We start from the raw sequence: 22,555 nt of genomic DNA, 5'->3' as shown, positions 1-22,555 counted from the left end.
CTCCGCCCCTCCCCGCCCGCAAGCTCATCGACGCATTCCCCCACCCTCACCCCGCACTCCCCCACGAGCTGGAAAAGGACAGCACCATGCAACAGCGGCCACCCGCGCGGGCCTCGGTCCTGGAGACGGTTCTGCTGGGCGCCACCGTCTTCGTCCCGACCCTGGCCCAGGGGGCGATCCTGCGCCGGCCCCGTATGGTCCGCCTCGCCGCCCGTTTCGACACCCACCGCAGGGCCCATCGCACTCTCGCGCGGGTGCGCAGCCGACACGGCGCGGGCCCGGTCTCGGTCACCGTCCCCGGACGGCGGATGCTCCTGCTGCTCTCCCCGCAGGACGCCCGGATCCTGTTCACCGCCACCCCCGCGCCGCTCACCCCCGCCAACCGGGAGAAGGCCGGCGCCCTGCGCCACTTCGAACCCGACGGAGTGCTCATCTCTCCCGCCGAAGTCCGCCCCGAGCGCCGCGCGTTCAACGAGACGGTCCTCGACCGGGGCGCCCCGGCCCACCGGCTCTTCCCCGTCCTCACTCCCCGCATCCGCGAAGAGGCCCAGGCCCTCCTCGCCCTCCACCACGGCTCGGCCCGTCCCCTGGACTGGGACGACTTCTCCGCGGCCTTCTGGCGCATCATCCGCCGTGTCGTCCTCGGGGACGCCGCCCGCGACGACCACCGCATCACCGAATTGCTGGCCAGGCTGCGCGCCGACGGCAACTGGCTCAACCTGCGCAGGCCGAAGGACCGAACCCGCGACGCGTTCCTCGCCCGCGTCCGCGCATACGTGGACAGCGCCGAGCCCGGCAGCCTGGCCGCCCTGGTCGCCGCCACCCCCAGCACCGAGGCGACCGAACCGGTAGGGCAGGTCCCGCACTGGCTGTTCGCCTACGATGCCGCGTCCATCGCCACCTACAGCGCCCTCGCCCTCTTGGCCAGCCACCCCGAACAGGCCGACCGGGTACGTACCGAACTCGCCGGCACCGACCCCGCCCAGCCGGCCACCGCGGACGCGCTGCCCTTCCTCCGAGCCTGCGTCCTGGAGTCGCTGCGCCTGTGGCCCACCTCGCTGGCCATCCTCCGCGACACCACCGCGGACATCACCTGGCACAACGGCACCAGCACACCCGCCGACACCTGCGTCGTGTTCTACAGCTCGTTCTTCCACCGCGACGACCAACACGTGCCGCACGCCGACGAGTTCGCGCCCGAGGCCTGGCTGGACGGCCGCAACGAGGACAACTGGGCGCTGGCCCCCTTCAGCCACGGCCCCGCCAAGTGCCCCGGCCAAGACCTCGTCCTCTTCACCGCCGCGACCCTCCTCGCCGCCCTCCTACGCGACCACAAAGCCCTGCTGCTGCTCCCCCGCCGCCCCCTCGCCCCACCGGTCCCGCTTCCCCGCACCATCGACCACACCTCCCTCCGCTTCGCCCTCCTTCCCAAGTAGTGGCTGATCGGGGCCCGTTGGGAGGAAGCGCCGATGGCTGCAAGCGCGGTCTACGATGGCGCGATGACCACAGTGTTGATCATCGGTGCCGGCGACATGGGCGAGCGGGTCGCGGACGGGCTGGCCGCCGGTGGCCGGGGGCGGCGTCTGCTGGTGGCGGGCCGATCGTCCGCGCGCCATGACATCGCGGCGACCGTGGCCAGCGCCCGCGACTGCCTTGTCGAGGCGGTCCGGCTCGACGCGTCCCGGCAGGACGAGGTGGCCGAGCTGCTCACCGCCACCCGCCCCGACCTGGTCGTGCACTGCGCCTCGCTGCGCAGCCCCTGGGCGATGTCCGGCCGCCCCGATCCCGCGGCCCGCGCCGTCGCCGCCGCCGGTCTCGGCCTGCGGCTGCCTTACCAACTCCCGCTCGTGCTCTCCGTCATGCGGGCCGTTCGCGAGGCCGGCTACACCGGGCCGGTGGCGAACCTGTCCTTCCCGGACGTGACCGGGCCGATCCTGGCCCGTCTCGGTCTGGCGCCCACCGTCGGCCTGGGAAACGCCGCGATGATGCAGCTGCGGGTGCGCGCCGCCCTGCGCGCCGCGCACCCGGACCGGCCGGCGCCACTGATCCGTGTGCTCGGGCACCACGCCCATGTGTTCGACGTCATGCAAGCGCGTCAGCCCGCCGACCCGGAACAGCGCTGCCGGGTCTATCTCGGCGAGGAAGGGCGGCGCGGCGACTCCCTGGCCTACCAGGCGCCACCGCTCGCGCCCGGCCCGCGCTACAACGTCGTCACCGCGGCCGCGGTCATCCCGGTCCTGGAAGCGTTGCTGCCGGGAGCCGGCCCACTGCGCCATTCCACCGCCGCCCCGGCGGGCCTGCCGGGCGGATACCCGGTCCGCATCGTCGACGGCTCGGTGGCCCTGGATCTCCCGCCTGGGCTCACCGAGGCCGACGCGATCGCCTTCAACGAGCGCATGGCCGGCGGTGACGGTGTCGATCACATCGACGACGCGGGCACCGTCCACCTCACCGCCGCCGGCCACCGAGCCGTCGCCGGGATCGCTCCGGACCTGGCCCACCCCATAGCCATCGACGAACTCGCGGAGCGGGCGGCACTGCTGGACTCCGTACTCGCCTGACCGAGGCTTGTCCTCGGGTACGGGTACTCACCTTTGAGTACCCGTACTCAGGACACCGCGTATCCGGACAGGTGAGGGTCGACTGGTGAACCTCAAAGCCGAACGCACCGGCAGACGCACGGCCGTGGCACTGGCCGTCATCGAGCTGGCGGTCCTTGCCTTCATCGGCCTGTCCTGGGCTTCGACCTACTACTGGTCGTGGGACCCACAGCACTACGGCGACCCGCCGGGCCCGTACCTGAAGAAGGCCGCGGTCGTGCCGATCTTCGCCCTGGTCGCCGCGGTGGTGGCCGCCGTCCGGCGCGTACGGTCGGTCGCTGTCGGGCAGGCCGTGATGTTCGTCGTCATCTGCGGGGTCATGCTCTGCGCCGGACCCGCCGGAGAGAGCGCCTACGAGGACTCCTATCGAAACGCCTGTCACGCGGGCGTGATCTGCGACGGCGACCCGTCGAACCGCCGGTGACCCGATGGCCGGCGGATGGGGGCGCTACTGGGCGAGCCGGCGTTCGAGAGGGGTGCGGTAGGAGGGGGTGATCCGGGTGCCGGCGAGGAAGTCGGTGAGCCGGGCGGTCTCCGCTTCGATGGCGGCGCGGGCCTCGCCGCCCGGGTCGGTGAGCAGGCCGTGGTTGATGCGACCGTCGGGGCGTTGAGCCCAGGCCCCGACGATGCGGCCGTTCGCCCAGACGGTGGGGCCGATATTGCCGTTGCGGTCGAACAGGGCGGGTACCAGGTCGGGATCGAGGTACCAGTGACGGTCGCGCCAGCCCATCGGGGTGGGGTCGAGGCCCGGCAGCAGCGCGACCCACGGCAGCGGCTCGTCGACGGGTTCGGTGTCGTCGGGCATGAGGTAGCCGGTGCCTTCGTCGAGGTCGACGGCTTCGGCGCCGCCGGCGGCGATGGCTTTGCGGGTGTCGGTGAGCGTCCAGCCGGTCCACCACTTGAGGTCTGCTTCGGTGACGGGGCCGAAGGCGGCGAGATAGTGGCGCGCGAGGGTCGCCCTGGCCTCGGCTACGGGCACCTGGGGCAGCGGGTCGGCCGGGGCCCAGCGGAACTGGGCGGAGGTCCAGTTGCCGGCGGGCCGGGCACGGCGGATGCGGCCCTCGGCGGCCAGCGCACCGAGCACGGTGGAGCACACGCGCTGGCGGGACTCGTACGACTTGCCTGGGTACACGGTGATCTGCTCGGCCAGGGCCGGTACCGCCGCGGCGAGTTCGGCCGCGGTGAGTTCGCCGCGTGCGGCCAGGGCCGCCACAGCCTCCTGTTCGGCCGCGGTGTAGCGGCGCTCGTCCCAGCCGACCGCGTTGCCGAGCCGTTCGATGGCGGCCGCGCGGTCGCGGTAGGTGTCCTTGCCGGTCGCGGACTGCACGGCGGGCGCGAGAGGGGCCGGAACGACGAACATGGTCCCGCGCATGCACCGTATCCGCGCCAGCGTCCGCTCCTCGTACAGCGCCCGTTCCACCATCGCCACGTCCGGCTCCGCCAGCCGTGCGGCGGCGGAGAGGAACACGGTCGCCGGGTCGGTCGCGTGCAGGCCGATGAGCGCGTTCGTGACGCCCTCGGGGGTCTTCACCCGCGACGTGGCGGCCAGCAGATGGCGGTGGCCCAGGCGGGCGCGGCGCTCGGCCGCGGTGATGTGACGGCGGAAGGAGGCCATGAGGACGTGACTCCGGGGGTGGGTGCGGAGAGCGGGTCCGGGCGCGGACTCGGCAGCCCTCAGCTCGCTTCAGTACATTAGTACTGTACATCAGCCCCAGAAGGTGCGCAATACGGACACAACCCCCCTGTCGCGCCACCCCACAGGGCCTGCGAATGCATACGGTACGTACGTACAGCCGGGCAGACGCCGTTGCCGGGGTCCGGCAACGGCGTCTGCCTGCGCCTAGGAGGCGACCCGCCAGCTCAGCGATCGGGAGAGGAGTTTCCGCAGGGCCGGGTCACGGACCGCGTTCGTGCGGTCGGTGGCCTTGGCCGTGACCGTGTGGGTGCGGCCGTCGGCGGGGACGCCGAGGGCGCGCGGTACGGCTGTTGTCCTGCCGCGCGCGCCCTTGCTCTCACGGCCGTCCACGTACCACTTCACCTGCGCGGAGCGGGGCACGGTGACTCGGATGCGGTCTCCGCGGCTCAGCGGGTGGTCGGTGGCGACCCGGCTGCTCAGGACGCTCGCATAGCGGTAGAAGCCCGCGATCATGGCCTCGCGGCCGGGGAGGTTGAACTCCCGGCCCAGGGTCCGCATGATCGAGTTTTCGGTGGGACGGTTGAGGCCGTACTGGTAGTAGCCGCCGCCCTCATATGCGTTGACCTTGCCGCCGTCCGGTGACTCCTGGCCGATCCAGCGGTACCACTTCTGCTGCTGGGCGGTCATCTCCTCGGCGGAGAGCTTGGTGAGGTTGACCTCGGTGGGCTCGGGTCCTGTGTAGGTCCCGGGCTGGCCGTAGTCGTACTCGTCGGCGAGCTTGCCGAGCGAATGACCGGTCTCGTGCACGGCGATCTGGTCGGACTGGTCGTTGTCGGAGGAGGCGGTGGCGATGCCGTCGTAACCGACCTGCGAGGAGACGTCGTTGTAGCCCGCGCCGCCGTACTTGGTGGAGTTGGAGAGGACCACGACGAGGTCGCCGGCCGGCGCCTTCGAGGCGTACGACTCGACCTTGCCGGTGTCGACGCAGAGCAGTCGCTCGATGCCGTCGCAGAAGAAGGCGGAGTCGAGGGCGGTGTCGCGGACCACGTCCTTCGACGGGTCGCCGGAGACACCGGTCTCGTTGGAGACCGCGTCGACGGCCCAGACGTTGAAGAGGTTGGTGTAGGAGGCGTACGGCTCGACCGCGGTGATCTTGGCCCACTTGGCGCGGACGTCGTCGTGGAAGTCCTCCTGCTGGTCGGCGGTGTAGCCATCACCGATGAAGACGACGTCGAGCTTGGTGTCGACGGGGCCGTTCTCGACGATCGGGGTGACGTCGCCGTCGGAGGCGATCGCGGACTTCTCGGATCGGGAGAGCGGCTTCGAGGCCGGGACGGTGGTGTGGCGGGGGTGGCTGCCGGCTCCGCTGAAGTACTCGACGTGCTGGGTGTTTTGGCTGTGCTGGGACGGGGTCGGGGCGGCTCCTTGAGACGCGGTCGCGGTGGCCGCCGCGGCGGTGAACAGTGCCGCTACGGATAGGGCGGCGGATATGCCGGTGCGGACGGATATTCGTCTGGGGGTGCCGGTGGAGGTACGTATGGACAGGTGTTTGCGCATGGGGGGTTTCCTTCCGAAGCCCGCGGCATAAGCGGCGAGTTGAGTCGGATTCAGGCGCGCTCAACGTAGAGGCTTCGGGGACGCCAGGCAACGATTGATGTCCAAGTGAACTACTGGTATGGAGAATTCGCGACGGTGAGTGCCGGTTCGCCAACCGGAGCGTGAGATGAGACGGAGTCCGGCCGTGTTCACGTGCACGGGCGGCGCTTGGGTGCACGGGCGCAGGCGGCGCTTGGGGGCACGGGCGGCGGACGGGAAGCGCAATCGGATGCGCGGTGGGGTACTGGTCCCCGGACCGGGGATTTCGGCACATGCGGGCCGAATGGATCGCGTATGCGAGAGCACGAGGAGCGAGAGCGCAATGGGCACCACGGGCACCATGAGCATCAACGAGACTGGCCGGAAGCCGCTGTCGGGGACCGCGGGGCTGGTGACGGGCGCCTCCAGCGGCATCGGTGCGGCCACCGCCATGGCGCTGGCCCGGGAGGGCTGTTCGCTGGCACTGGTCGCCCGCCGGACGGAGCGGTTGGCGGAGCTCGTGGAGGCGATCGGCAAGGAAGGCGGTTCGGCGTTCGCCCTGACCGCCGATCTGACCGACGGGGCTCGGGCACGGCAGGCGGTCGATACCGCCGTGGACCGCCTCGGGCGGCTGGACGTGCTGGTGAACAATGCGGGGTTCGGTGTGCGCAGCTCCGTGGAGGACAGCGATCCCGAGGACTGGGACCGCATGGTCGACCTCAACTTCAGGGCCGTTCTGCGGATGTCGCACGCCGCACTCCCCCATCTGCTGCGTGCGGCGGGCGAGCGGCCCCGGGGCGTCGCCGACCTGGTGACCGTCAGTTCGGTGGCGGGCCGGGTGCCCCGCAAGGACAACAGCGTCTACTCGGCCACCAAGCACGCGGTGTGCACGTTCAGCGAGGCGCTGCGCCAGGAGGTGACCGGGCGCGGCGTGCGGGCCGGACTCGTCGAGCCGGGTATGACCGCGACGGAGATGACGGTCGGCAACAGCCGGGCCGCATCGGGCCACGGACTGCCACAGGACACCTGGCTGAACGCCGAGGATGTCGCCCGCTCCGTCGTTTTCATGATCACTCAGCCGGCGCATGTGGCGATCAACGAGATCACGGTGCGGCCGACCGCACAGGAGCGCTGACCGTCGGACACGACGCGAGGTGATCGGCTGATCAGCGGGGCGTCGCGGCGGCCGGGGCTCGGGCGGATACGGTCGGCCGGTGCGACTTCTGCTCACCGCCGACACCCACCTGCCCAAGCGCGCCAGGACGCTCCCGCAGCAGCTGCTCGACGAGGTGCCGCGTGCCGACATCGTCGTGCACGCCGGCGACTGGGTCGACACCGCCACCCTGGACCTGCTGCGGGCTCGTGCTGCACGGCTGATCGGGGTGTACGGGAACAACGACGGGCCGGAGCTGCGGGATCGGCTGCCGGAGGTCGCGTACGCGGAACTGGAGGGCGTACGGCTCGGCGTCATCCACGAGACCGGACCGGCGAAGGGGCGGGAGCGTCGTTGCGCCGAGCGGTTCCCCGACCTCGATGTGCTGGTTTTCGGCCATAGCCACATCCCGTGGGACTCCCTGGCCGAGGACCGGCTGCGCCTGCTGAACCCCGGTTCGCCGACGGATCGCCGGCGGCAGCCGTACTGCACATACATGACGGCGGAGGTCGGTGCGGGCCGGCTCGTCTCGGTGGAATTGCATCGCCTGCCGCGCGGCTGAGGACAACTTTTTCCGGTCCGGTTGTCCCTGCAACCGACTGGTCGGAAAAACGGTCGTACTGGGCATGAAGAGACGACTGATCGTAGGACGCCGGGGTTCCGGCGCACGGCGTCGGGCGGGTGCCTCTCTCGCCCTTGCTGCTCTGACCCTGCCGCTGACGATGGCGTGGGGAACCAGCGCCCAGGCCGCCACCGTTCATTCGGCCGCGTCACCCTGTACCGCGGTCCGTGGCCCATATCAAAAGCAGGCCGAGAAATTCCTCGGGCTCCGGGTGGACGGCCGCCAATCGGCGTCCGACTGCCGGGCCATCCGTGACTTCCAGACCAGTCACGGAATCACCCCGAACATCGGTTACGCGGGTCCCGTCACCTGGGGTGTGATGAGCCTCGTCACACAGCAGAAGGCGGCCGGGAACAACCCGAACAAGGCCCATAAGTGCCCCACCGGGAAAGGGCGAATAGCCTGTGTCGACCTGACCCGTCAACTCAGCTGGATTCAGGACGGATCAAAGCTGGTGTTCGGGCCCGTGCCGATACGCAGCGGGCGCGATGGATACGAGACCCGCACCGGCGCCAAAAAGATCTACTGGCGACACCTGCATCATGTGTCGACCCTTTACAACGTGCCGATGCCCTATAGCCAGTTCTTCGACGGCGGGCAGGCATTCCACTCCATCAGTGGCAGCGTGTGGTCGGCTCCCGGCTCGCACGGCTGCGTCAATATGCGCGACAAGGATGCGAAGAAGTACTGGTCCCTGCTCGGGAACGGTGATGACGTCTTCGTCTACGGTCGCAAGTCCGGCACCTGAGGACTGGCCGGCGGCGCCTCCGGATGGGGACGGACGAGGACGAAGGACCTTGACCTGAACTGCGGTTGAGGTCCTAGCGTCACGATGAGTTGACCATCATCTGACGGCAGGGGCGTGCGTCCATGATCCTCGTAACGGGAGCCACCGGAAACATAGGAAGCGCGCTTCTGAGGGAGCTGCGGGCGTCCGGTGCCGCACCGGTGCGGGCACTGACCCGCGATGCCGCGCAGGCCAGCTTCCCGGCAGGGGTGGCAGCGGTGGAGGGCGACCTCTCCCGGATGGCTTCGGTGAAGCCTGCTCTGGAGGGCGTGCGCTCGCTGTTCCTCGTCCCGGGCATGGGCTCGGACGCCGACTTCCTGACGGCAGCCCGCCAAGCGGGAGTCGAGCACGTCGTCCTCGTGTCGTCCATCACGGTTCGGTCCCATCCGCACCTCGGCCCCGCCGGGGAGAACCGGGCCGTCGAGAAGCTGCTGAAGGACAGCGGCATGAGGTGGACGATCCTGCGGCCGACGCAGTTCGCCTCGAACGCGTTGTGGTGGGCGGCGTCGATCCGTGCACGTGAACCGGTCCGCGTGCCGTATGCGGATGTCGGCCTTCCCACCGTCCACCCCGCGGACATCGCCGCGGTGGCCCGGAGGGCGCTGACCGAGCCGGGCCATCATGGGCGGACCTACGCACTCACCGGTCCGGAGAGGATCACCCCCCGCGAGCAGCTCGCCGCCCTCGCCGCGGCGCTGGGGCGAGAGGTGCCCTGTGTCGAGATCAGCCGGGAGGAGGCGCACCGGCGGATGGCGGGATTCCTGGGTGACGAGGCGGCGGACGCGGTGCTCGATGTGACCGGCGGGGAGGTGAACGACGAACTGCTGATGGTGCGCCATACGGTTTCGCGGGTCACGGGCTCCCCGGCCAGGACGTTCCGACAATGGGCCGCGGAGAACGCTGCCGCCTTCCGCTGACTCGATCTATGACTCGCCGAATGAGCCGCCGCATAGTCGTCGAATGAGTCCTGGAATGAGTCGTCGAATGCCTTTCGGCGGCTGCTGAGGCACCGCGTGGTGACTCCGTCCTCGCCGAGCGAGGGGACGGTGTCAGGCGGCGGGGGTGAGATCGGCCCAGTGGGTGGCGTGGCCGGTCTGCCAGTGGTCGCCGTGGGCGGCCGCGACGGTGTCGATGATCGTCAGGCCGCGTCCACGCTCGCCCTCGGCGCAGCTCGCCGCCCAGTCGCCCTCCGTGGCGGCCGGGCCTCCATCGGTGACCTCCACATGCACCGCACCGTCCCCGGGTACCCGGCTCAGATGGAGCGTGAGCGGCGGAGAGGCGTGTTCGACGGCGTTGGTGACGAGTTCCGAAACCACCAGCACAGCCACGTCGGCGACCTCGGGGGTCACCTTCCACAGCGCCAGCACCTCCCGGGCGATACTGCGGGCTGCCCGGACGGCCTCGGGCCGGTGCGGCAGCGGCCAGGCTCCACCCTGCCCCGGCCGATCCGTCCAGGCGGTCCGGCCGGTCCGGGCCTCGGGCGGGAGGCTGGTGGTGGCGGTGGTGGTGCCGGTCATGGTGCCCACGTTCCTTCCTTTTCCGGACTTTCCGGCATGGCGGTAGTGACGACCGTGCGATGCGGGTGATGCCCGTCGAGCGGTCTGATGCCCATCAAACGGTGCCCATGGAGATAACAGCCGCGGGCCGTCGACTGTTCCCGGATCGACGGTCTATCTGCCTGCCGGAGGCGTGGCGACGCAGCGGGAAGTAGCGAGAAGCTGAGATCTGACATGCGGTCATAACCAGCCCCGGCATGGACGGCACTGTCGGCGATGGCCGCGGCGCCCCTGAGCGTCCGGGGGTGCGTCAGGCACTTGCACCCCCGGACCAGCGCCGTTGCTCACCAGCGATACCAGCGCCCGCGACGGCCACCGGCGGCCGCGCCCCGGAAGACGAAGCCCAGCAGCCACACAATCAGTACGGCAATGGCGATCCACCACAGGACCTTCAGTGCAAAGCCTGCCCCGAAAAGGATCAGGATGAGGAGGAGCACCAAAAGCAGAGGAACCATCAGAACTCACCTTCCGTGACCAAGTGTCCTCCGGCCAACGCTGTGGTGCCAGTCCGGTTCGACGCCTTCCGCGCCGCCTCCGCGACAGTCGGTCACCTCAACTCGACAATACGTGAGCGGCGGGCTCGTGAAGGCCCGGGATCGTCGGCGGGTGGGACCGCGCGGGCGGGATCGTTTGCGTGCCGTACACGGCCGGAGGACGCTGAAACTGTTCGAGCAGAGAGGTCGGGTAGCAAAAGCGGGAGGCGTCATGTACAGCAGGGTCACCCTGGCCGGACACCCGGTCCATCCGATGCTCATCGCCTACCCGGTAGCCGGCTACACCGGCACCCTCGTGGGCTTCGCTCTCTACGGAGCCACCGGCCAGCAGTTCTGGCTGAACTGGACCATCGCCCTGAACATCGCCGGCGTGGGAGGAGCGCTCCTGGCGGCGGTGCCCGGCTTGATCGACTGGGTCGCCGGCGTCCCGCGCAAATCGGCGGCCAAGACGGTCGGCGCGATCCACGCCGGGCTCAATGTCGCCGCACTGGGCCTGTTCGGCGCCAGCCTCGGTGTCTACGCCGCGCATTGGGACGGGCCCGCCACAGGAGCGACGGCCGGGATCGTGCTCTCCGCGGTCGGCCTCGGCTGCACACTGGGGGCCGGGTTCCTTGGTTGGACGCTGGTCCAGGACTTCCACATCGGCGTCCGGCTCACCACCATGCAGGAGCGCGACGAGCTGGCGGTGCAGAAAGCCCAGCCGATCCATCTGCTGCACCACCGTGGCACCCACACCGCGTGACGGCGAAGTACGCGGCACGCGGCTTCACGAATTCAACGGGCCTGCACGGCGAATCCGGGTGAAGGCGTGCGTCTGAACAACAAGGACGAGTGAGTGCGTCATGAGCAAGAAGGACGAGGCCGTGGTCCGGGCACTGCTCGACCGGCACGGCCGGACCTACGCCGCCCAGGCGGGCATCAAGCTGCGGGACACCCCAGCGCCGCTGTACCAGCTCCTGGTGCTCTCGTTACTGCTGTCCGCCCGTATCCGGTCGGACACCGCGGTGGCGGCGGCCCGCGCGCTGTTCACCGCCGGAATGCGCGATGCCCGGCGGATGGCGGAGGCCACCTGGCAGCAGCGCGTCGACGCGCTCGGCGAGGGCGGCTACCGGCGCTACGACGAGCGCACCTCCACCCAACTCGGCGAGGGGGCCGAGCTGCTGCTGGAGCGGTACAAGGGCGATCTGCGGCGGCTGCGCGAGGGTACGGACCCGAAGAAGCTGCTACGGGAGGTCCCCGGCATCGGCCCCACGGGGGTGGACATCTTCCTGCGGGAGGCTCAGGCCGTATGGCCGGAGTTCTCCCCCTACCTCGACCGCAAGGCGCTGGACGGGGCGGAGCGGCTCGGGTTGCCCGCCTCGCCCGGGAAGCTGGTATCCCTCGTGGCAGAGGCCGACCTGCCGCGACTCGCCGCGGGGCTGGTCCGAACCGCGCTCAGCAAGCAGGTGGCCGAGGACGTCGGCGCCGCGGCAACGGCCTGAAGGCCGCACCCGCAGCTGGGCCGGCCCTATGACGCGGCGCCTGCGGCTGACCCTGCTGGGAGTGGGCGCGATGAATTCGCCGCGGTTCGCTCCGGCCGGTCTGCTGCTGCGCTACGGCGAACAGCGGGTCGCTTTCGACGGCGGTCCGGGCGCCGATCCGCCCCCGCGCGTGGATGCCTGGCTGGTCACCGACGAGCGGGCGGAGCTGCGCTCGGCGCTGCGGCGCATGGCCGCGGACCGTGGTGTCGCGCCGCGGGTCGGGAACGTGGTTCTGGGTGCGCTGCGGGTGAGTTCGTGTCCGGTGGTGCACACCTCGCATCCCACGTACGGGTACCGCGTCGAGGTCGGTGGCCTGGTAGTGGGCACCCCTGTATTCGGGCCATGGACGCCGGCTTGGAACCGGAGGTGGGCGAGTGGGGCGACGAGGGCCGCACCTACACGCTCAGCCCCCGTGTGCCGACAGGTGACTTCGGCGGGGATCGGTGACTTCGCTGGGGATCGGTGATGAACGCTCGGCCGGCGGCCCCCGGCCGAGCCGCCGGCCCGGCAGGGCGAGTTTGTCCCTGGTGCCTTCCGGGCACCCGACCCACTCACACCGTCCGACGCAAATAGCCGAACTCACACCGTCCGACGCAGATCGCCGAACTCACACCGTCCGACGCAGATCGCCGAACTCACACCGTCCGAGCGGAGGTCATCCGCCGTTCGCCGAACTCGCACCGTCCGACTCACCGCCGTGTCGATTCGTCTGGAAGCGATTATGAAACGACGCCGACCGCGCATCGTGATTGTCGGAGCCGGATTCGCCGGCTTCTCGACGGCCCGCCGACTCTCCCGCCTCGCCCACGGCGCGGCCGAGATCGTACTGATCAACTCGACCGACTACTTCCTGTACGTGCCCCTGCTGCCCGAAGTGGCGACCGGCATCCTGGAGCCACGCAGGGTGGCGGTCCCGCTTGCCGGCACCCTGCCCGGGGTGCGTCTCGTCCTCGGCGAGGCCGACGCGCTCGATCTGGACCGGCGCCGGGTCGGCTGGACCGACCCGGAAGGCCACCACCACGACCTGGGCTACGACCGGCTGGTTCTCGCCGTCGGCAGCGTCAACAAGCTGTTGCCCATCCCCGGTGTGGTCGAGCACGCCCATGGCTTTCGGGGCATGCCCGAGGCGCTCTACCTGCGTGACCACATCACCCGCCAGATCGAGCTGGCGGACGCCGCCGACGACTGGCACGAACGCGCGGCCCGGTGCACGTTCGTCGTGGTCGGCGCGGGCTACACCGGCACGGAAGTGGCCGCGCACGGGCAGCGGTTCACCGACGCGCTCGTTCGCCGGCACCCCAGGCTGAAATTCGGGGAGCGGCCGCGTTGGCTGCTGCTCGACGTCGCTCCGCGGGTGCTCCCCGAACTCGACCCGCGTATGTCGGACACCGCCTTCCGAGTGCTCAAGAAGCGCGGCGTGCAGGTGCTCACCGGCACCTCGGTGGCGGAGGCCACCGAGGACGGCGTGCGCCTGACCAGTGGCCGATTCGTGCCCACCCGGTCCCTCATCTGGTGCGTCGGGGCGCACCCCGATCCCCTCGTCGCCGACCTGGGTCTGGCGACCGAGAAGGGCCGCCTGATCGTCGACGCGTTCCTGAACGTGCCCGGCCACCCCGAGGTGTTCGCCTGCGGCGACGCGGCGGCGGTGCCCGACCTCGGGCATCCGGGCGAGATAGCGCCCATGACCGCGCAGCACGCCGTGCGCCAGGGGAAGGCGGCCGCACGCAATATCGCCGCCTCCTGCGGGCACGGCACCCGCCGTCCCTACGAGCACCGGGACCTGGGCTTCGTGGTCGACCTCGGCGGCGTCCAGGCCGCGGCAAACCCGTTCAAGGTGCCGCTGTCGGGGCCGGTCGCGGGTGCGGTGACCCGGGGCTACCACCTGCTGGCGATGCCGGGCAATCGCGTCAGGGTGGCCGCCGACTGGCTGTTCGACGCGGTGCTGCCCCGCCAGGGCGTGCAGCTCGGCCTGGTGCGTGCGCGCGCGGTCCCGCTGGAGCACACCGCGCCGGAGGTCCCGGCAGCGCCCCGCGGAGGGCAACGGGACTGAGCACGTGGTTCCGAGCGGGTGGTTCGACGGCGGTTCTCCCGCCGGTGTGCGGTGGTATCGCGCCGAGCAGCCGCACCCGTCTGCCGGGGGATGACACGCTGGCCGTCGGTGTGGATCTGCCCGGGACGGGTGCGGGCCGCCTACGATCTGCGCCACGGCCAGGGTCTCGGCCGGGTTCCGCACGGGTGGTGCGGGCCGCCGGTATCCGGCCGGCCGGAGGTGTCTGGGTGGCCTGGATGGTGGAGGTGCTGGGGTGGTGGGTGGCGCTGACCGCACTGTGGTGGGTGCTGATCTCCACCGTCCAGCCGCTTGAGGTACTGGTGGGCGCCGCGGCCGCGCTGGTCGCGGCGCTGGCGGTGCGTGCCGCGCGCAAGGCGGTCACCCGGCGGTGAACGGCTGGTTGCTGGCCGCGGCGGTCCTGCTCGTGGCGGGGCTGGCGCCGGTTCTGTGGACGATGGCGGTCGGCGAGCCGCGGACCCGGCTGGTCGCGCAGAACCTGTCGACCGTGCTGGCCTGCCCGGTTTTTCTGTTGGCGGCGCAGGGGTTCGGCCGTCCCTCGTACACCGATCTGGCGCTTGTGCTGGCCATGCTGGGGCCCGCCGGGACGCTGGTCTATGCCCGCTTTCTGGGTGTGTTGCCGCGCTCCCGGGTGGTGCTGGGGACAGCATGGACCGTGGTTCCCGCGACCGTGCTGCCGCTGTGTGTGGTGGCCGGGCCGGGCAGGGCCATGGCGAAACTGCTGGTGATCGGCGTGCTTGTGGTCGCAGGGAACACCGTGACGAGCGCCGGAACGGACAGGCATGGATGAGGTGTTGATCGCGATCGCGGTGGTGCTGGTCGCCGCTGCCGCGACGGCCGCGGTGTTCCATCGCGACCCGCTGCGCCAGTCCATGGTGCTCTCGTTGCTCGGCTTGTTCCTGGCGCTGCTCTACACCTTTGTGCAGGCCCCTGATGTGGCGCTGTCCCAGCTCGCGGTGGGGTCGGCCGTCACACCGCTGATGATCTTGTTGACGGTGCGCAAGGTGAAGCGCGGGCCGAGGAGCGGGAGCGAGGACCGGTGAGCCGTCCCGTCCGGCTGTGGGTCTTCCTGGTGGGTGCGGTCCTGGTCGCGGCGCTGTACGCATGGGCGTGCTTCGACCTGCCGTCGTTCGGCGGCGACCATCATCCCTACGGTGACCGGGCCGTGCGTACCGCGCTCGCACAGCACACCGCCAACGCTGTCAGCTCCGTCAATTTCGACCAGCGTGCCTTCGACACGCTCGGCGAGCAGACGATTCTCTTCGCCGCGGTGCTCGGCACGGTGGTGCTGCTGCGGCAGGTCCGGGGCGAGCGCAGGACCGACCCGACCCCCGCACCTGTCGCCGACCGCGTCCGCTGGTTCGGAGTGCTGATGCTGCCCGTCGCGCTCGTCGTCGGCTTCTACGTCGTCGCGCACGGACCGCTCAGTCCCGGCGGTGGTTTCCAGGGTGGGATCGTGCTGGCCACCGCACTGCATCTGCTCTACATCGCCGCGGACTACCGCGCGTTGGAGCGGATCCGGCCGGTCGGGCTGTACGAGGTCGGGGACGCGGTCGGTGAGGCGGCATACGTGGTCACGGGCCTTGCGGCGGTGCTCGCCGGTTCGGCGTTCCTGGCCAACGTCGTTCCGCACGGTACGTTCAACACCCTGTCCTCCGGCGGCACGGTCGCGGTCCTCAACATCGCGGTCGGGATGGAGGTGGCCTGCGGGATCATCGTGCTGCTCGCCCGCTTTCTGGACCAGGCCGTCGAGATCGAGGAGACGGCCGAGGAGACGGGAGCCCGATGAGCGTCCTTCCGTACCTGGCCGCAGGGTGGATCTTCCTCATCGGCGTGTACGGGCTCGTCACCAGCCGCAATCTCATCCACGCCGTGGGGTGCCTGACGGTGACCCAGTCCTCCACCTACGTGCTGCTGGTCGCGATCGGATACCGGCGCGGCGGCACCGCCCCGGTCTTCTCCGACCTGCCCCCGGGCGCCCGTGTCGTCGACCCGGTGGTGCAGGCGCTGGCGCTCACCGACATCGTCGTGGGCGCGACCGTGACCGCTCTGCTGCTCGCTCTCGTCGTCCAGCTGCGCAAACGGCACGGGACCGTCGATCCCGACAAGCTGGCCGAGTTGAGGGGCTGAGGGGTGGCCGCCGGTGAGCTGCTCCCGCTGGTCGTCGCTGTGCCGCTGCTGGGTTCGGCCGTGCTGGTCGCCGCGGGGAGGCGGCTGACCAGGATCGCGGCCGACGCGCTGGGCGCCGCGTTCGCGGCCGGCACCGTGGCGCTGTGCGTGTTCGCGCTCATCGGGGTCCTGGAGGGGCCGGCGGTCGCCTGGGCCGGGGGCTGGCGTCCGAAGGACGGGCTGGGTGTGGGCATCGCGCTGGTCGGCGACCCGCTCGGGGTGGGGCTCGCCGCGCTCGCATCGGTGGTGACCGTCGCCGCGTTCGTCTATTCCTGGCGGTATTTGGAGGAGCCGCCGCCGCGCCACGCGGGTGGTTTCCCGGCGCTGCTGCTGCTTTTCCAGGCCGGCATGTGTGGCTTCACGCTCACCGGCGACCTGTTCAACGCCTTCGTCTTCTTCGAGCTGATGAGCGTGGTCGCCTACGCGCTGACCGGTTACCGCGTGGAGGAACCACGGCCGCTGCAGGGGGCGTTGGCCTTCGGGATCGTCAACTCGCTCGGCGGGTACTGCATGCTGCTCGGCATCGCCCTGCTGTACGCGCGTACCGGCGAACTGGGCATGGCGCAGATCGGGCGGGCACTCGGCACCGGGGAGCCGGACGCGTTGGTGCTGGCGGCCTTTGTGCTGGTGATGACCGGGTTGCTCATCAAGGCCGCCGCGGTGCCGTTCCACTTCTGGCTGCCCGACGCGCATGCGGTCGCGCCGACGCCGGTGTGCATGGTGCTGTCCGGGGTGATGGTGGAGCTCGGCGTGTACGGCGCCGCACGGGTGTACTGGACCGTCTTTGCAGGGCCGGGCGGCGTGTCGCACAGCTCATGCACCCGCACACTGCTGGTCATCGGCGTCGCCACGGCCGTCCTCGGTGCGGCGATGTGCTGGCAGCAGCGGCACCTCAAGCGGCTGCTCGCCTTCTCCACCATCGGGCACGTCGGACTCTTCCTGATCGGCGTCGCCGTGCTCACTCCCGAGGGCGTCTCCGGGACCGCGCTGTATGTGCTCGGGCACGCCGGGGCCAAAGCGGCACTGTTCGCGTGCGTGGGCATCCTCCTCGCCCGGTACGGCTCGGTGGACGAGTACGAGCTGTACGGGCGGGGGCGGGAGCTGCGGTTGGTCGGCGTGCTGTTCGGGGTCGGTGCGCTCGCGCTCGCGGGTGTGCCGCCGTTCGGCACCGGCCTGGGCAAGGCGGTGGCGGAGGAGGCGGCCGGGCAGCAGGCTCCGTGGCTGCCCGCGGTGTTCGTGCTGGTCTCGGCCGTGACCGGTGGTGCGGTGCTGCGGGCAGGCCTCCGGGTCTTCGGCGGAGCCGGGCCGCGCCCGCCCGCTGAGAAGGCGGACGGCGAGCCGGAGACCTCGGGTGCGGAGGAGGAGCCGGAGACCGGCGACCGGCTCGGCCGTGTCCCCGGCACGATGCTGGCGGTGCCCGTCGCGCTGCTGGCCGGGGCGCTGGCCGTGGGCGTACTGCCGGGATTCGCGGCGGCGGTCGGCGCGGCCGGGGACCACTTCGCCGACCACACCGGGTACCTCGGCACGGTGCTGGGTTCCGGCTCCGCGCTGTCACATGTGTCGGCCTCGCCGCACTGGACGGCGGCGGGTGTCGTACTGGACCTGGTCTCCACCGCCCTCGCCATCGGATGCGCGGCGCTCGCGGTGTGGCGCCCCGGGCGTACCGGGCATCCCGGAGCGTCGGGCTGGTGGACGCCCATCCGGCGCATGCAGTCCGGGCATATCGGCGACTACGTCGCCTGGGCGCTCGCAGGAGTGGCCCTGCTCGCCGTGCTCACCGTCCCCGGCATGCTCCTCTAGGGCGTGTCCGATGGGTCAGGCCCCAGCGCCGTCGGCAGTGCTGCGGGCGGTCCCGGCAGGATCCCGGGCCGTCAGGAGGAGTCTTCCCGGACAAGGGCATCGAGGCGGCGACGGGCCGGCCCCAGGGAGCGCCGGCAGCGGCTCAGGCCCGCCCAGGGGTCGCCGTGCTCGGACAGCCGGTCGGGGAGGGTGCGCAGGGTCCAGTGCCGCGGGCCGATCCGGGGGTCGTCGAGTTCGTCCCATTCGAGCGGGGTGGCCACCGGGGCGTGCGGGCGGGCTCGGACGGCGTAGGGGGCCACCGAGGTCTGGGCGTAGGCATTGCGCTGGGTGTCCAGGTAGAGCCGGCCGCGGCGCTTGTTCTTGCGCGCCTCGGTCGTCAGCTTGTCCGGGTGCCGGGCGGCGAGCAGGTCGGCCACCTGCCGGGCGAAGGCGCGTGTGGTGTCGAAGTCGGTGCGCCGGTCGAGAAGCATGACGAGGTGCAGGCCGCGTGAGCCCGTCGTCATCACCGCGGGCCGCAGCCCGAGTTCGGTGGTGAGGAGGTCGCCCAGCTTCCGGGCGGTCCAGCGCACGATCTCGAAGTCCTCACCCGGAGGGTCCAGATCGAAGACCAGCCGGTCCGGGCAGTCGAGCCGGTCGACGCGGCTCAGCCACGGGTGCGGAGTGATGCATGCCTGGTGGGCGAGGTAGGCGAGAGTGGCGGAGTCGTCACACACCACCATGGTGAGGGTCCCGTCCTCCTTGGCCACCTCCTGGCGGTGGATCCAGTCCGGGAAGTAGTCGGGGACGTCCTTGTGGAAGAACGACTTCCCGCCGTACCCGTCGGGGTGGCGTTCCATGGCCAGCGGCCGTCCGCGCAGATGGGTCAGCATGGGGCGGGAAACGGTGCGGTAGAAGTCGATCAGTTCGGCCTTGGTGATCCCGTCGTCAGGGAAGAGTTCCTTGTCCGGATGGGATATCGCCACGGTCCGGCTCCCGACACGAATGGCGTCCTTCGTACTCACCGTCTCTCCTTCGGCCGCTCCCCCACCGGAGAGGCGGGCTCGCGCACGTCAGGTGGCGGGGTGGGCCGGATCCTTCAGGACCCACGCGTTGCCCGAGCAGCCTTGGGACGGAGGTGGGAAGCGGTGTCCTTTGACGTCGGTGCTCCAGTGATGGTGCTGGCCGCAATTGCACTCGTAGATACCGCTGTCGGGCACGATCTCACCGGGCCGGAATGATTCTTTCTCGCTCATACCTCCTGTCTACGGCCACTTCCCACGCCCCGCGACCGGACCGGAACGGCACCCGGTGATCCCGGGTTGCCGTCGTGTCAGGCGCGTTGTACGGCCTGCGAGAACTCGGACAGGAAGGTGCTGCAGAAGGCCTCCAGATCACCGGGCCTACGGCTGGTGATGAGAGTGCTGGGGCCTGCCGTGCACACCTTCACCTGTTCGTCGACCCAGGTGCCGCCGGCATTACGGATGTCGGTCTGCAGGCTGGGAAAGGACGTGAGGGTACGGCCCCGTACGACGTCGGCCTCGATGAGCGTCCAGGGCGCATGACAGATGGCCGCGACGGGTTTGCCCGCGTCGAAGAAGTCCCTGACGAACTTCACCGCTGTCTTGTCCATACGCAGGGCATCGGGGTTGGCGAGACCGCCGGGCAGCACCAAGCCGGCGTAGTCGCTTACTTTCGCCGCATCCACCGTGCGGTCCACCGGGAAGGTTTCGGCCTTTTCCAGGTGGTCGAAGGCCTGGATCCGACCCGAGCGGGTGGAGATCAGATGTGGCGTCTCTCCCGAGTCGATGACCGCCTGCCAGGACTCGGTCAGTTCGATCTGCTCCACACCCTTGGGCGCCACCAGGAAAGCAATCTGCATGATGTTTCGCTCCTTTCTGCGCGAAGGCAGATGCCCTGATCCGTTCCTTTCTGCGCGAAGGCAGGTGCCCCAGTGGAAGTCTCCCGCCTGATTGGCGTAGCGCCACCGGGCCCTCGGCATATGGCGCCGCACTCCGTTCCCGGCCTCATATACGGCCACCCTGCGGAACCCCCGGGGCTTTGGTCGCGCGTACCCGAAGCGTGGGCCGATACGCCCCTGAGCGCCACCGGGTAGCGTCGTTTGTGCAACGCGACGGAAAGGGCGATCCATCGTGCAGGTGATTCCGGCCGCTCCCTCTGTCGAGGGGCTCACCGCTGTGGTTACCGGCGGCTCGCGAGGACTTGGGCTGCTCATGGCTCGCCAGCTCATGCAGCGTGGCTGTGACGTGGTGCTGCTGGCGAGGGGCGAGGCCGGACTCAGCCGGGCCGTCGCCAAGCTCGACGCGCTGAGCAGGGGTTCGGTGCACAGTGCGGTGTGCGATGTGCGGGACGGTGCCGCGGTCCGCGACCGCCTCGCGGAAGTCGCCGATGAGCACGGCGGTCTGGACATCGTCATCGCCAACGCCGGCATCATCCAGGTCGGTCCCGCGGAGGCCCTGGGCCCCGACGGTTTCCGCGAGGCGATGGAGTCGATCTTCAACGGCACGGTCAACACCGCTTTCGCCGCACTCCCCCACCTTCGGCGCAGTGCCGCCGGCGGCCGACTCGCCCTCATCGGGTCCGTGGGCGGTCTGCTGGCGGTGCCCCATCTGCTGCCGTACTCCTGCGCCAAGGCGTCGGTCGCCGCACTCGCGGAGGGCCTGCGCGCGGAGGAGGCTGCGTACGGGGTCACGGTGACGGGCATCCACCCCGGTCTGATGCGCACCGGCTCGCATCTGCATGCGTCCTTCGGTGGCGACCGGCGGCGGGAGTACGCCTGGTTCCAACCGCTGGCCGGGGCCCCGTTCCTGTCCATGAACGCCGAGCGAGCGGCGGAGCGCATTGTGACCGCTGTACAGCGGCGGCGGCCTCGGGTGGTCCTCACTCCGGCGGCCAAGCTGGGTTCCACGGCCCATGGGGTGGCACCCGTGATCACCAGCCGGCTGGTGTCGGCGGCGGGCCGCATGCTGCCCCGCGACGGCAGCCATCGCGAAACGGCGGAGGGCGCCAAGGTCGCCGCGGAGGAGCAGCCGCCCGCACGATGGCTCCGCGCCGTGCTGGGCGTGCTCAATGAACGGGCGGCCGACCGGTACAACCAGCGCACCGGGACCAAGGGCCACAGGTGGTGAGGTGGCTTGGTCACCGTGCGGGTCCGTCACCGTGGAGGCCCGTCACCACAGGGCTTGGTCACCGCGGGGCTTGGTCACCGTGCGGCTTGAGCTTCTCCATCACATGCTTTGCCTTGCGCTTCGCCATCTCGGTAAGCCTCATCGGCCTCTCCTTGGCACTGCCCCTGTCCTGATCCGCTGACTGCGGTTCCTCGACAGGTTCCTCAGGGGTTTCGGGATTGTGCATATCGGCCTCCTCACCCCCTAGTACGTTCGCAGGCGCGTCGCATCACGCGGAGAGGGCCTTGATGAGGTCGCCGCGGTTCATCGACGAGCGCCCTCGGACATCGGCCTCGGCGGCGAGTTCATAGAGCTCCGCCTTGCTGTACCGGCCGAGTTCGGATCGCTCGATCCGGCCCTTCGCCTGGCTCTTCCCTCGGCCCTTCCTTGGGCCCTTCCCTTGTCCCTGGCGCCGGCTCTGTTCCAGGCCCTTTCGCCGGCCCTTCCGCGTTCCTTCGGCCGTTTCCAGGCTGGCGTTGAGCGCATCCATCAGATCGATGACATTGGTGGATTCGGGTGCCTGCTCGGCCTTCTCCACCGTCTCGCCCTTGCGTTTGGCCTCGACGAGATTGCGGACTCTTGCCTGGTAGGTGTCGTGGTAATCCTCGGGATGCCCATCAGTGGTCAGGGCCTCGATCAGCTGGTCAGCGGCCTTCAGTTCACGTTCGGTGACCTTGGGCCTGGCCGGCAGATCATCCACTTCCCGGTGCGGGTCCCGCACTTCGTCCGCCCAGTGCAGGGTGTGCAGCGCGAGGAGGTCGTCTTCCGATTTCACCGCGACCAGGTACTCGCGGGTGCGCATCACGAACGTGGCGATGCCGGCCTTTCCTGACCGGTCGAGGGCCTGGTGCAGCAGGGCGTAGGCCTTGGCGTACTCCTTGCCCCTCGGTCCCAGGTAATAGGTGCGGTCGAAGAAGATCGGCTCGACCTCGGCCAGATCGACGAAGCCGGTGATCTCCAGTGCCTTGGACCGGCCGGGCGCGATGTCGTCCAATTCCTCCGGCTCGACCAGCACGTAGTCCTCGCCGGTGTCGAATCCCTTGACGATGTCCTCCGCCGGGACTTCTTCACCGGTGCGTTCATTGACCCGCTGATGGCGGATCCGGTCCGATGTGCCGCGCTGGAGCTGGTGGAAGTGGATCGTGTGACTGTCCGTCGCCGTGTACATCCTTACGGGCAGGGTGACCAGCCCGAAGGTCAGGGAACCGCTCCACACCGGACGAGCCATGGGCCGCACCTCCGAGCCGGCCGTGCCGGAGCTGCGCCTCCGGCTTCCCCCTTCCATGGCACGTCCGATCGGCATTGATCGCATCCCTCGCAGACCGCCGCCCATCAGTTCCTTGCGAATTTCCGCAGTTCCTTGCGCATTCCGCCGGGCCGGCCCATAACCGAGCCCGGTCCCGCCCCGGGC

General features: G+C 70.3%; 24 protein-coding genes. 17 read left to right on the top strand and 7 right to left on the bottom strand.

Annotated elements, in window-relative coordinates; translation table 11 throughout:
- Window positions 1-86 precede the first annotated feature (86 nt).
- The 3 genes from FCH28_RS29645 to FCH28_RS29635 all read left to right on the top strand — a co-directional run bounded on the left by FCH28_RS29645 (window position 87) and on the right by FCH28_RS29635 (window position 3,024).
- On the top strand, window positions 87-1,436 hold the full coding sequence (locus FCH28_RS29645) for a cytochrome P450 (RefSeq protein WP_136743269.1): 1,350 nt from the start codon (window positions 87-89) through the stop codon (window positions 1,434-1,436).
- A gap of 63 nt (window positions 1,437-1,499) precedes the next feature.
- A complete protein-coding gene (locus FCH28_RS29640) occupies window positions 1,500-2,561 on the top strand; it encodes a saccharopine dehydrogenase NADP-binding domain-containing protein (RefSeq protein ID WP_169314278.1) in 1,062 nt (353 codons plus the stop codon).
- 85 nt (window positions 2,562-2,646) lie between these two features.
- On the top strand, window positions 2,647-3,024 hold the full coding sequence (locus FCH28_RS29635) for a DUF6234 family protein (RefSeq protein ID WP_136743267.1): 378 nt from the start codon (window positions 2,647-2,649) through the stop codon (window positions 3,022-3,024).
- Between the two features lie 24 nt (window positions 3,025-3,048).
- Here FCH28_RS29635 and FCH28_RS29630 read toward each other — a convergent pair whose 3' ends face one another.
- Both FCH28_RS29630 and FCH28_RS29625 read right to left on the bottom strand, forming a co-directional pair.
- Complete coding sequence (locus FCH28_RS29630; protein ID WP_136743266.1) at window positions 3,049-4,215, bottom strand: winged helix DNA-binding domain-containing protein; 1,167 nt, start codon at window positions 4,213-4,215, stop codon at window positions 3,049-3,051.
- 225 nt (window positions 4,216-4,440) lie between these two features.
- Entirely contained in the window at window positions 4,441-5,793 is a 1,353-nt protein-coding gene (locus FCH28_RS29625) for a M64 family metallopeptidase (RefSeq protein WP_136743265.1), read from the bottom strand.
- A 361-nt stretch (window positions 5,794-6,154) separates the two neighbouring features.
- Between FCH28_RS29625 and FCH28_RS29620 the strand changes: the two genes are divergently transcribed.
- The 4 genes from FCH28_RS29620 to FCH28_RS29605 all read left to right on the top strand — a co-directional run bounded on the left by FCH28_RS29620 (window position 6,155) and on the right by FCH28_RS29605 (window position 9,290).
- Complete coding sequence (locus FCH28_RS29620; RefSeq protein ID WP_136743264.1) at window positions 6,155-6,946, top strand: SDR family oxidoreductase; 792 nt, start codon at window positions 6,155-6,157, stop codon at window positions 6,944-6,946.
- 79 nt (window positions 6,947-7,025) lie between these two features.
- Entirely contained in the window at window positions 7,026-7,526 is a 501-nt protein-coding gene (locus tag FCH28_RS29615) for a metallophosphoesterase family protein (RefSeq protein ID WP_136743263.1), read from the top strand.
- Window positions 7,527-7,590: 64 nt separating this feature from the next.
- Window positions 7,591-8,334: a L,D-transpeptidase family protein gene (locus FCH28_RS29610; protein WP_136743262.1), complete on the top strand. Its 744-nt coding sequence runs from the start codon at window positions 7,591-7,593 to the stop codon at window positions 8,332-8,334.
- Between the two features lie 122 nt (window positions 8,335-8,456).
- The gene (locus tag FCH28_RS29605; protein ID WP_136743261.1) at window positions 8,457-9,290 is read left to right on the top strand and encodes an SDR family oxidoreductase; all 834 of its coding nucleotides are present in this window, start codon (window positions 8,457-8,459) and stop codon (window positions 9,288-9,290) included.
- A gap of 132 nt (window positions 9,291-9,422) precedes the next feature.
- Here the strand turns inward: FCH28_RS29605 and FCH28_RS29600 are convergent, their stop codons facing one another.
- Together FCH28_RS29600 and FCH28_RS29595 are read right to left on the bottom strand one after the other, a co-directional pair.
- On the bottom strand, window positions 9,423-9,890 hold the full coding sequence (locus tag FCH28_RS29600) for an ATP-binding protein (protein ID WP_136743260.1): 468 nt from the start codon (window positions 9,888-9,890) through the stop codon (window positions 9,423-9,425).
- A 323-nt stretch (window positions 9,891-10,213) separates the two neighbouring features.
- Window positions 10,214-10,384 (bottom strand): hydrophobic protein, encoded by a 171-nt coding sequence (locus FCH28_RS29595; protein WP_136743259.1) that lies wholly within the window; start codon window positions 10,382-10,384, stop codon window positions 10,214-10,216.
- Window positions 10,385-10,634: 250 nt separating this feature from the next.
- Between FCH28_RS29595 and FCH28_RS29590 the strand changes: the two genes are divergently transcribed.
- The 9 genes from FCH28_RS29590 to FCH28_RS29550 all read left to right on the top strand — a co-directional run bounded on the left by FCH28_RS29590 (window position 10,635) and on the right by FCH28_RS29550 (window position 17,980).
- Window positions 10,635-11,165, top strand: a complete 531-nt coding sequence (locus FCH28_RS29590) for a DUF2231 domain-containing protein (RefSeq protein ID WP_136743258.1) — start codon at window positions 10,635-10,637, stop codon at window positions 11,163-11,165.
- A 100-nt stretch (window positions 11,166-11,265) separates the two neighbouring features.
- Window positions 11,266-11,904 (top strand): endonuclease, encoded by a 639-nt coding sequence (locus FCH28_RS29585; protein WP_136743257.1) that lies wholly within the window; start codon window positions 11,266-11,268, stop codon window positions 11,902-11,904.
- 760 nt (window positions 11,905-12,664) lie between these two features.
- Entirely contained in the window at window positions 12,665-13,993 is a 1,329-nt protein-coding gene (locus FCH28_RS29575; protein ID WP_136743256.1) for an NAD(P)/FAD-dependent oxidoreductase, read from the top strand.
- Window positions 13,994-14,220: 227 nt separating this feature from the next.
- On the top strand, window positions 14,221-14,385 hold the full coding sequence (locus tag FCH28_RS38320; protein ID WP_169314275.1) for a hypothetical protein: 165 nt from the start codon (window positions 14,221-14,223) through the stop codon (window positions 14,383-14,385).
- Window positions 14,382-14,801, top strand: a complete 420-nt coding sequence (locus FCH28_RS29570; RefSeq protein ID WP_136743255.1) for an MrpF/PhaF family protein — start codon at window positions 14,382-14,384, stop codon at window positions 14,799-14,801. Before FCH28_RS38320 ends, FCH28_RS29570 begins: the two co-directional genes overlap by 4 nt.
- On the top strand, window positions 14,794-15,054 hold the full coding sequence (locus FCH28_RS29565; RefSeq protein WP_136743254.1) for a Na(+)/H(+) antiporter subunit B: 261 nt from the start codon (window positions 14,794-14,796) through the stop codon (window positions 15,052-15,054). Before FCH28_RS29570 ends, FCH28_RS29565 begins: the two co-directional genes overlap by 8 nt.
- Window positions 15,051-15,800: an MnhB domain-containing protein gene (locus tag FCH28_RS29560; protein WP_136743253.1), complete on the top strand. Its 750-nt coding sequence runs from the start codon at window positions 15,051-15,053 to the stop codon at window positions 15,798-15,800. Before FCH28_RS29565 ends, FCH28_RS29560 begins: the two co-directional genes overlap by 4 nt.
- The gene (locus FCH28_RS29555) at window positions 15,797-16,141 is read left to right on the top strand and encodes a sodium:proton antiporter (protein WP_136743252.1); all 345 of its coding nucleotides are present in this window, start codon (window positions 15,797-15,799) and stop codon (window positions 16,139-16,141) included. Before FCH28_RS29560 ends, FCH28_RS29555 begins: the two co-directional genes overlap by 4 nt.
- 3 nt (window positions 16,142-16,144) lie before the next feature.
- Window positions 16,145-17,980 carry a complex I subunit 5 family protein gene (locus FCH28_RS29550; protein ID WP_136743251.1) on the top strand — a complete coding sequence of 612 codons (1,836 nt, stop codon included), beginning with the start codon at window positions 16,145-16,147 and terminating at the stop codon, window positions 17,978-17,980.
- Between the two features lie 71 nt (window positions 17,981-18,051).
- Here FCH28_RS29550 and ligD read toward each other — a convergent pair whose 3' ends face one another.
- Both ligD and FCH28_RS29535 read right to left on the bottom strand, forming a co-directional pair.
- Complete coding sequence (gene ligD, locus FCH28_RS29545) at window positions 18,052-18,981, bottom strand: non-homologous end-joining DNA ligase (protein WP_136743250.1); 930 nt, start codon at window positions 18,979-18,981, stop codon at window positions 18,052-18,054.
- 308 nt (window positions 18,982-19,289) lie between these two features.
- Window positions 19,290-19,838, bottom strand: a complete 549-nt coding sequence (locus FCH28_RS29535; RefSeq protein ID WP_136743248.1) for a type 1 glutamine amidotransferase domain-containing protein — start codon at window positions 19,836-19,838, stop codon at window positions 19,290-19,292.
- A gap of 352 nt (window positions 19,839-20,190) precedes the next feature.
- On the opposite strand from FCH28_RS29535, the gene FCH28_RS29530 reads away from it, so the two are divergent.
- On the top strand, window positions 20,191-21,105 hold the full coding sequence (locus FCH28_RS29530) for an SDR family NAD(P)-dependent oxidoreductase (RefSeq protein WP_425472027.1): 915 nt from the start codon (window positions 20,191-20,193) through the stop codon (window positions 21,103-21,105).
- 268 nt (window positions 21,106-21,373) lie between these two features.
- Here FCH28_RS29530 and ku read toward each other — a convergent pair whose 3' ends face one another.
- Complete coding sequence (gene ku / locus FCH28_RS29525) at window positions 21,374-22,372, bottom strand: non-homologous end joining protein Ku (protein ID WP_136743246.1); 999 nt, start codon at window positions 22,370-22,372, stop codon at window positions 21,374-21,376.
- Between the last annotated feature and the right edge of the window lie 183 nt (window positions 22,373-22,555).

The organism is Streptomyces piniterrae (assembly GCF_005048155.1).
GTDB classification, from domain to species: domain Bacteria; phylum Actinomycetota; class Actinomycetes; order Streptomycetales; family Streptomycetaceae; genus Streptomyces; species Streptomyces piniterrae.
Note: the sequence above shows the minus strand (reverse complement) of the source record. Positions and strands in the feature narration are given on the sequence as shown.